Genomic DNA, 9,188 nt, shown 5'->3' with positions numbered 1-9,188 from the left:
TTGTCAGCCGCCGAATGCGCTGGGGTTACAGTCAAGTTGAGGGTTCACGCCATCATGGGTCTGCGTCAATCTGGTCCGGACTCAAGGCATCGAACCGGTGTTGCGGCGCAGGATGGAGATCACGCTGTTGGCGTTGCAAGCCATGAAAAAGGGTTGGATGGCTGCCGCCGCCCTCGCGGGGGTGCTGGTGGCTGGTCCATCACTTGGCCAGACCCGGGCTTCCGAACAGGAACGTCAGCAGCAGGCGGCGCTCGCGGACAGTCTGGGCGGGGTCTATGTCGGTCCTCAGGCGGACTACGTCCGGCGCATTGGCGAGAAGATGGCCACCGCAGGGGGATTGGGCGGGAAATGCACCTTCACCCTGATCAACAGCGAGGTGATCAACGCCTTCGCCGCTCCACCCGGCTGCAGCATCTTTGTAACGCGCGGCTTGCTGAGCATTCTCAACAGCGAGGCTGAGCTGGCCGGTGTGCTGGGCCATGAGGTCGGCCATGTGGCCCGCAGGCACTTTGCGCGACAGCGCAACACCCAGCTACTAACCGGCCTGGCCGCTGTTCTGGTGGGCGCCGTAGCCAAGTCCGACCAGATCGGCCAGCTGGCGGGTCAGGCAGCGCAGCTTGGCGTTCTCAGCTACTCGCGGGGCCAGGAGTACGAATCCGATACCTTCGCAACGCAGACGCTGCCCGCAGCCGGATATCCGCGTGAGGGCATTTCCAACGCGCTGGCCGCGCTTCAACGTCAGGATGCCTACGCCGCGGCCGCAATGGGCGCGACGCCGTCAAATGCGACGCCCGTCTGGGCGCGAACCCACCCTCTGACCACCACCCGTATCCAGCGGGCTGCCACTGAGGCGGGCAAGGCCGGCCCGGTCACAGGTCCGCTCGCGATCAACGAGGCCGCCTACCTCTCACAGATGGATGGACTTCTCTATGGGGACGACCCGGCCCAGGGTTTCGTGCGCGGGACGGCCTTTCTGCACCCGGATCTCCGGATTGCGTTCGACGCGCCACGCGGCTTCCGGCTGACCAACGGTGCATCGGCTGTGTCGATCTCGGGCCCCGGCGGGCTTCGCGGCGACTTTACAGGCGCCAGGCTTGGGAATGTTCGCCTCGAGGATCATGTGGGACAGGCGCTTCGCACCATCCTGGGTCAGGCTGTCGCCGAGATCGGCCCGCCGCAACGCACCACCATCAATGGCCTGGAGGCGGTGGCCCAGACCGCCCGGGCCACCAGTCAGGGGCAGCCTGTTGATCTGACCGTTGTGGCCTACGCCATGGGCAGTGACAGCGCCTACCGGTTTACGGTCCTGGCGCCGGCGCGTCAGACCGCGACGTTCGACCCTCTGTTCAGGTCATTCCGTCGAATCAGCGAAGGGGAGGCCGGCCGGATCACCGCGTTGCGGATACAGGTGGTCACGGCGCGACCTGGCGACACCAGCGAAGAGCTGGCCGCGCGGATGGCCAGCGGCGGAGACAAGCTGGCGCTCTTCAGGATGATCAACAATCTCGCCCCTGGCGAGGCCCTGTCGGCTGGTCGCCAGGTCAAGCTGGTGGTGGATCAGCGGCGATGAGATGGGTCGCAAGATGTCTTGCCGCTTGACCACCGGGCCGTCACATTCCGATAAGACCGCAACAGGATCAACGACGCCGTCGCGCAGGCCGCCTCGGATGCACGGGTAGGCGAGGGGAACAGCATGAGTGAAGCCGTGGAACGTGAAGCCATGGAGTACGACGTCGTCATCGTAGGCGCGGGGCCATCAGGCCTGGCCGCCGCGATCCGGCTGAAACAACTCAATGCGGATCTGACGGTCGCCGTCCTGGAAAAAGGTTCCGAGGTAGGCGCGCACATTCTCTCCGGCGCCGTCATCGATCCCAGCGGCATCGCAGAGCTGCTGCCCGACTGGGAGGAGCTGGGCGTCCCGCTGGAGACCAAGGTCACCCGCGACAAGTTCGTGATGCTGGGCCCGCAGGGCGAACTGGACATCAGCTTCCTGCCCTTCCCCAAGTGGATGCTGAACCACGGCAACTATATCGCCTCGCTCGGAAACGTCTGTCGCTGGATGGGGACCTACGCCGAGGGCCTAGGCGTCGAAATCTATCCGGGCATGGCGGCCTCTGAGCTGGTGTTCAATGCGGACGGGTCAGTCAAGGGCGTGGTCGCCGGCGTCTTCGGCATCGGCAAGGATGGCCAACCCACCGCCGACTATCAGCCCGGTCTTGAACTCCATGCCAAATATACCTTCATCGGCGAAGGCGTCCGGGGCTCCCTGGCCAAGCAACTCCAGGCCAAATATAGCCTGACGAACGGTCGCGAGCCTCAGAAATTCGGTATCGGCATCAAGGAGTTGTGGCAGGTTCCGGACGCGGTTTTCGAACCGGGCCTGACGCAGCACACCTTCGGCTGGCCGCTGGACAACGCCACGGGCGGCGGCTCGTTCATGTACCACTTCGGGGACAACTACGTGGCCATCGGCTTCGTGCTGCACCTGAATTACAAAAACCCCTTCCTGTCGCCGTTCGATGAGTTCCAGCGGTTCAAGACCCACCCGAGCATTCGCGCCTACCTCGAGGGCGGCAAGCGCATCTCGTATGGCGCACGCGCCATCACCGAGGGCGGGGCCCAGTCCCTGCCGCAGCTCTATTTCCCCGGCGGCGCACTGCTTGGCTGTTCGGCCGGCATGGTCAACGTGCCGCGCATCAAGGGCAGCCACAACGCGGTGAAGAGCGGCATCCTGGCCGCCGAAGCGGCGTTCGAAGCGATCTCGGCCGGACGTTCCAGCGACGACCTGACCGCCTATGAGGCGGCCTACCAGAAGTCATCCATCGCGAAAGAACTCTGGGCGGTCCGTAACTTCAAGCCGCTTTGGTCACGCTTCGGCACTATTCCCGGTCTGGTGCTGGGCGGGGTGGATGCCATGATTGCGACGCTCCTGGGCGGCTGGTCGCCATGGGGTACGCTGAAGCACGGCAAGAGCGACGCGGAGTCCACAGGCCTGGCCAAGGACTACAAGCCGATCACCTATCCGAAGCCTGACAACGTGTTCAGCTTCGACAAACTGTCGTCTGTCTTCCTCTCGAGCACCAACCACGATGAGAACCAGCCGGCGCACCTCACGCTCCGCGACGCCTCGGTCCCGATCGGTGTGAACCTGCCGAAGTATGGCGAGCCCGCCCGCCTCTACTGCCCGGCGGGCGTCTATGAGGTGCTGTACGACGACAAGGGCCAGAACCCGAAGTTCCAGATCAACTTCCAGAACTGCGTCCACTGCAAGACCTGCGACATCAAGGATCCGTCGCAGAACATCGTCTGGACGACGCCTCAGGGCGGTGACGGACCCAACTATCCTAATATGTGAGTTGCGGCGCGCGCCCGGCGCGCCCAAGTTCAGGGCCATGCGTCACCTCCTTACCGCTGCCTGTCTACCGCTGCTTCTGGTCTCCGCCTGCGCGACGGCCCCTCCCAACGGCGTGACGACGGCGGCGCTGGGTGCGCCGGGCAGCGCCTACGGCCTGTTCCTGGCGGGCAGTTCGGCGCTGGGCGACGGTCGCAACAGCGAGGCTCTGCGCCTGCTTGAACTGGCCAAGGCCCAGGGCGCGGTCGACCCCGCCGTCACGGAGCGCGCCTTCACCGCCGCTTTGCTCGCCGGTGATATCGAACGCGCCGCTCTTCTGGCGCCCGACGGCGACGGTGCGTCCGATCAGGGCCGTCGTATGGGCCGCCTCACCCGCGCCGTAGAGGCGCTTGCCGAGGGCAAGGGCAAGGTGGCCCGCGAGGTGATCGGTAACGACGGGATCGGCTTTCCGCATCGCGGCGCTGTGGCGTTGCTCTCGCCCTGGGTCGCCGCCTCATTGGGTGACCTTGAGGGCTCGCTTGTGCGCCCCACGGTTCGCGGTGACGGCGCCGTCGATTACTTCGGCCAGATCGGTCAGGCGCATCTGTTCGAGCGTGCGCGCCGCTACGATGAGGCCGAGACCAATTTCAAGGCTGTCACCGGAGGTGAGTCTCCCACCGAGATCGCCGTCAGCGCCTACGGCGGTTTTCTGGAGCGGCGGGGCCGGCGGCCTGACGCCCTGGCGCTCTATGATGCGGCGCTCAGGCGAAACCCAGATAACCTCGCCCTGAAGGCGGCAAGGTCGCGCGCGGCGACGCGAAAGCCGCCGCCGGCTGCGCCTACCGTCCAGCAAGGCGCCGCGTTTGCCCTGCTGGCGCCCGCGGTCACGCTGATTTCCAACAAGCAGACGCAGGTGGGGCTGGCCTATCTGCGGCTATCGCTGCGGCTCGATCCGGAGAGGAATGACGGCTGGCTGATGCTGGGTGACCTGTTGCAGCAACAAGGTGACACAACCGGCGCCCGTGCGGCCTATTTGCGCCCCCGTCCCGGGGCACCGGAGTTTGCGTCGGGTCAGTCCAAACTGGCCTGGAGCTATCAGAGCGCAGGCGACAAGGCCGAGGCGCTCAAGCTGGCGCGCGCCGCTGCGGCCACGGGTGTTCGGGATGGCAGGCTGACCCTGGCGGACCTGCTGTCGGCCAACGGCGATGACGCGGCTGCGGTAGCGATCTGGAATACTGAGCTTGCGCCCGGTCAGGATGCGGACTGGCAGCTCTACTACGCCCGCGGCCGCGCCTACGGCCGAATGGACCGCTGGAAGGAGGCCGAGGCCGATCTGCTGCAGGCGATCCGGCTGCGCCCGGATGAGAGCGAGCTGCTGAACTATCTGGGCTACGGCTGGGTTGATCGAGGCGAACGCCTGCCCGAGGCGATGGCGATGATCGAGAAGGCGCTCGCCGCCAACCCGCGTTCGGGCGCTATCATCGACAGTCTCGGCTGGGCTCACTACCGGCTCGGCGACTACAAGAAGGCCGTGGAAGTCATAGAACAGGCCATTGAGCTGGAAGCCGGCGACCCCGAGATCAACAATCATCTCGGCGACGCCTACTGGATGGTGGGGCGCAAGGATGAGGCCGTGTTCCAGTGGCGCCGCGTCCTGACGCTCAATCCCGACGCCAAGATCAAGGCTGACGCCGAAAAAAAGCTGGCATCCGGCCTTGGGCCGTCGCCGAAACTGGCCGGACAATAGGCGATGCCGGCAAGGCTGGCGCCGGCGAAGGTCAACCTGTTCCTGCATGTCGGCGCGCCGACGCCCGACGGCTATCATCCGCTGTGCAGTCTGATGGCCTTCGCCGACATCGGCGATACGGTGAGTGTTGAGTTGGGCGAGGGGAGCCTGATCGCCCATGGCCCGTTCGCGCGCGGGCTGGGTCGCGAACCCGATAACCTGATCATCCGGGCGGTACGGGCATTTGTCGCCGAACTTGGCCGGCCAATGTCGGAGATGGCGTTTGTCCTCGACAAGCAACTGCCCATCGCCAGTGGGCTGGGCGGTGGCTCGAGCGACGCGGGTGCGGCCTTGCGGCTGATCCGGGACGTCTTTGCGCCAGGCTTTGACGATGCGCGGCTGGAACGCGTGGCCGCCAGCCTGGGCGCCGATGGCGCGGCCTGCCTTTGGGGACGACCCGTACTGGCGCAGGGGCGGGGAGAGCGCCTGTCCGCAGCACCCGGTCTACCGCACCTGCCGACCCTTCTGGTCAATGCTGGACCGCCCGTGTCGACCCCCGCCGTCTACCGGGCGTTCGATGAGATGGGCCGCTTTGGCGCCGTCGACCCGCCGCCCATGCCTGATGCGTTCGAATCCGTGACGGAAGTGGCGGCCTGGCTTTCCCTGATGGCGAACGATCTGGAGCCGGCGGCGATCTCTGTGGAACCCGCGATCGGCACGGTGCTCGCCACGCTGCGCGGTGAGCCTGAGGTCCTGCTGGCCCGGGTGTCCGGGTCGGGTGGCACCTGTTTCGCCATCTGCGAAGACGACTTTGCCGTTGAGACCCTGGCCGAACGGCTGGAGGCGATGGCTCCGCACTGGTGGATCAGACGCTGTCGCCTGGGCGGCCCCTGGGACTGAGATCCCAAACGAAAACGGGGGCCCCGAAGGACCCCCGTTCCGTATCCTGTACTCGTGTCGATGGTCAGGAAGCGTAGGCGCGCTCGCCGTGCTCGACGATATCGAGGCCTTCCTCTTCCGCTTCAGGCGAAGTCTTCAGTCCGATCGTGAACTTGATCAGGAAGAAGACGATAGCACTGGCGGTGCCCGACCAGGCGACGGCGAGCAGCACGGCCTTGATCTGCGCCATGATCTGGAAGCCTGCATCGTAGCCGACACTTCCGTTGGTGAAGTCGACCACGCCCGCGCCGCCAAGCGCCGGATTGACCAGGATGCCGGTCGCAATGGCGCCGACGATCCCGCCGACCGCGTGAATGCCGAAGGCGTCCAGGCTGTCGTCGTATTTCAGCGCATTCTTGATGGTGGAGCAGAAGAACACGCAGATAGGGCTAACCAGCAGGCCGAGGATGATCGACCCCACCGGGCCGGCGAAACCTGCCGCGGGTGTCACCGCAACAAGACCAGCGACCAGACCCGAGGCCAGGCCCAGCATCGAGGCCTTCTTGCGCGTGACCCACTCAACCATGGCCCACGAGAAGCCGGCCGCGGCAGTGGCCAACAGGGTGTTGATCATCGCCAGACCCGCGTAGCCGTTGGCTTCGAGGTTCGAACCGGCGTTGAAGCCGAACCAACCCACCCACAGAAGCCCTGCGCCGACCAGAGTCAGGGTCAAGGAGTGGGGCGGCATGGGCTCGGACCGATAACCCTTGCGCGGTCCAAGGATGAGGGCGCCGACCAGGGCCGCGATACCCGCATTGATGTGCACCACCGTACCGCCGGCGAAATCAAGCGCGCCGAAGGCCCAGATCTGTCCTGCGCCAGCTGCGAGCGCGTCTGCCGTCTGACCGAAGCCCGAGGTCGCGCCGGCCCACCACCACACCATGTGCGCCATGGGATAGTAGGAGAGCAGCGGCCACAGAACTGCAAAGAGCACAACCGCGCCGAACTTCATGCGCTCGGCCACGCCGCCCAGGACCAGCGCCGCGGTGATGCAGGCGAATGTCATCTGGAAGCAGACGAACACCACTTCCGGGATCACCACGTCCTTGGAGAAGGTCTCCACATTGGTGAAGGCACCCTCCGCGTTGAAGACCGCGCCGCTCAGCAGGAACTTGCTGGTTCCGCCGATGAACTTGTTGAGGCCGCCGCCATCCGTGAAGGCCAGCGAGTAGCCCCAGAATGCCCAGGCCATCATGCCGATGACCGTCACGATCGAGATCTGCATCAGCATGGACAGCATGTTCTTTTGCCGAACCAGGCCGCCGTAGAAGAGAGCCAGACCGGGCAGGATCATCAAGAGAACCAGGACGGTCGAGGTGAGCATCCAGGTCGTGTCGCCCTTGTTCGGCGCGAGCGGTGCGGGCGCTTCCTCAGCAGCCGGGGCTGCCTCGGCTGGAGCCGGCGCCGCAGCTTCAGGCGCGGCAACGACCGCAGCCGCTTCCGGGGCCGCGACCGCAGCGGCAGGCGCCGCAGCGTCCTGAGCGAAGGCCGGCGCCGCCAGCGGCGCTCCAGCCATGGCGACGGCGAGCATCAGCCCGGCCAGTCGCTGTTTTCCAAAGAGTTTCATGAGCATTGTCCCTTGTCCCGTTCGCTAGAGCGCGGCTGAGCCTGTCTCGCCCGTCCGGATGCGCACGGCTTCCGAGACGTCGAGGACGAAGATCTTTCCGTCACCGATCTTGCCGGTGGCGGCGGCGGCCTTGATGGCCTCCACGGCTTTGGCGGCTGCCGCGTCATCGACGACGGCCTCCAGCTTTACCTTCGGCAAGAAATTGATCTGGTATTCGGCGCCCCGGTAAATCTCGGTCTGACCCTTTTGACGGCCGTATCCTTTGACTTCCGAGACCGTGAGACCCTCCACGCCGGCGTTGACGAGCGCTTCGCGCACATCATCCAGCTTGAACGGTTTGACGATCGCCATGATGAGTTTCATCAGCTCGCTCCCGCGTTCGGCCCGATGGGTGGGCCAACCCCTCTCAAGTGTTAATCGACCGCTACGAACTGCTTTGAGCCCCGCCGCAGTGATCGAAATGAACGCTATGTCGGGCTGGGTCTGGACCCGCCCGTTGGGTTTACGCTTTGATGAAGAAGCCCGGACACGCTTCTTTTTTGAGCGAAGAATTCAGTAGTTGTGCAATGTTTGAGCAGAATAGCGCCGCGAGGGCGACGGGGCGGTTAACAATCTGTGACCATGTCATCCTTGACGCGCCCGCTGGTCGTCTTAAATCCGGCGCGGACTTGATCTAGGCTTCAATCCAACCCACTGCGGCGGCAACGTCGCGCGGCCACAGAGCGGCCACTGCCGAAACCACAAGGATCCCGAATGTCGTCCAACCGCTTCCTCTCCGCTCTGGTCCTCGCTGCGGCCATCTTAGCTCCAGGTTTTTCGGCCCAGGCTGCGACCCCGGTCGCCGTTCAGGGCGACCTTGTGGATACGCTCAAGCTTTCCGGCCAGTTCACCACCTTTGTCAGCGGGATCGACGCTACCAACCTGACGGGGTTGCTCCGGACAAACAAGAACCTGACCGTCTTCGCGCCCACGGACGCCGCTTTCGCCGCCATGCCCGCCGCGGATCTGGCCAACCTGAAGGCCAACAAGGCCGCGATGCAGAAGTTTGTCCTGCACCACGTGGTGAATGCGCCGATCACCTCGGACAAGATCAAGGGTGTGAAGGGACCAATCCCTTCGGGTGCCGGTGACACCATCCTTCTCGATGGCACCGATGAGGCCGGTGCGCTGAAGGTCGACGCCGCCACCATCGTCCAGGCGGATCTGCAGACCGGGAGCGGCCTGCTGCAGATTGTCGACAAGGTGCTGGTGTCTGGCCAGGGCGCTGTTGACCCGGTGCCGGCCGCTGACGCGGCGGCGGCCCCCACGCCGCCCAGCTCCTGATAAAATCACGGAACGCTAGGGCCGTCTGAACCGTTGAGATTGGCAGATGTTGGACTCGCGTCCGACGTCTGCCTGCCAACCGGAGTTCAGACGATGCGCCCTGCAGGATATGCCGCCATAACACTTGTCGCCTTTCTGGCGGGGGTGGCGAACGCCCAGACCCCAGCGAACGATGCAAGCCAATCGGCGGTCCTTGTGCCGAACCCTGTTGTTGCAACGGCGCGAGCGGCGTTGTCTGCGACGGCGGCGCCCCTACCGGATGATGTCACTGCGGCGGCTTCAAGGTCTGTGACCTACCGGGT

8 protein-coding genes are annotated in these 9,188 nt (G+C 65.2%); 6 read left to right on the top strand and 2 right to left on the bottom strand.

Annotated elements, in window-relative coordinates:
- The first annotated feature begins 157 nt into the window (after nucleotides 1-157).
- The 4 genes from ACIQ42_RS11570 (at nucleotide 158) to ACIQ42_RS11555 (ending at nucleotide 5,957) form a co-directional block, all read left to right on the top strand.
- Nucleotides 158-1,570, top strand: a complete 1,413-nt coding sequence (locus tag ACIQ42_RS11570) for a M48 family metalloprotease (protein WP_397422338.1) — start codon at nucleotides 158-160, stop codon at nucleotides 1,568-1,570.
- A gap of 123 nt (nucleotides 1,571-1,693) precedes the next feature.
- On the top strand, nucleotides 1,694-3,355 hold the full coding sequence (locus tag ACIQ42_RS11565) for an electron transfer flavoprotein-ubiquinone oxidoreductase (RefSeq protein ID WP_397422337.1): 1,662 nt from the start codon (nucleotides 1,694-1,696) through the stop codon (nucleotides 3,353-3,355).
- Nucleotides 3,356-3,392: 37 nt separating this feature from the next.
- Complete coding sequence (locus ACIQ42_RS11560) at nucleotides 3,393-5,078, top strand: tetratricopeptide repeat protein (RefSeq protein WP_397422335.1); 1,686 nt, start codon at nucleotides 3,393-3,395, stop codon at nucleotides 5,076-5,078.
- A 3-nt stretch (nucleotides 5,079-5,081) separates the two neighbouring features.
- Entirely contained in the window at nucleotides 5,082-5,957 is an 876-nt protein-coding gene (locus ACIQ42_RS11555; protein ID WP_397422334.1) for a 4-(cytidine 5'-diphospho)-2-C-methyl-D-erythritol kinase, read from the top strand.
- Between the two features lie 64 nt (nucleotides 5,958-6,021).
- Here ACIQ42_RS11555 and ACIQ42_RS11550 read toward each other — a convergent pair whose 3' ends face one another.
- Both ACIQ42_RS11550 and ACIQ42_RS11545 read right to left on the bottom strand, forming a co-directional pair.
- A complete protein-coding gene (locus tag ACIQ42_RS11550) occupies nucleotides 6,022-7,563 on the bottom strand; it encodes an ammonium transporter (RefSeq protein WP_397422332.1) in 1,542 nt (513 codons plus the stop codon).
- Nucleotides 7,564-7,587: 24 nt separating this feature from the next.
- Nucleotides 7,588-7,926, bottom strand: a complete 339-nt coding sequence (locus ACIQ42_RS11545; protein WP_397401384.1) for a P-II family nitrogen regulator — start codon at nucleotides 7,924-7,926, stop codon at nucleotides 7,588-7,590.
- A 390-nt stretch (nucleotides 7,927-8,316) separates the two neighbouring features.
- Between ACIQ42_RS11545 and ACIQ42_RS11540 the strand changes: the two genes are divergently transcribed.
- Complete coding sequence (locus tag ACIQ42_RS11540; RefSeq protein ID WP_397422331.1) at nucleotides 8,317-8,886, top strand: fasciclin domain-containing protein; 570 nt, start codon at nucleotides 8,317-8,319, stop codon at nucleotides 8,884-8,886.
- A gap of 93 nt (nucleotides 8,887-8,979) precedes the next feature.
- A partial coding sequence (locus tag ACIQ42_RS11535; RefSeq protein WP_397422330.1) for a hypothetical protein occupies nucleotides 8,980-9,188 on the top strand: 209 nt, incomplete at its 3' end.

This window comes from Phenylobacterium sp., assembly GCF_044372605.1.
Taxonomy (GTDB): domain Bacteria; phylum Pseudomonadota; class Alphaproteobacteria; order Caulobacterales; family Caulobacteraceae; genus Phenylobacterium.
This window is presented reverse-complemented; position numbering and strand designations above follow the sequence as displayed.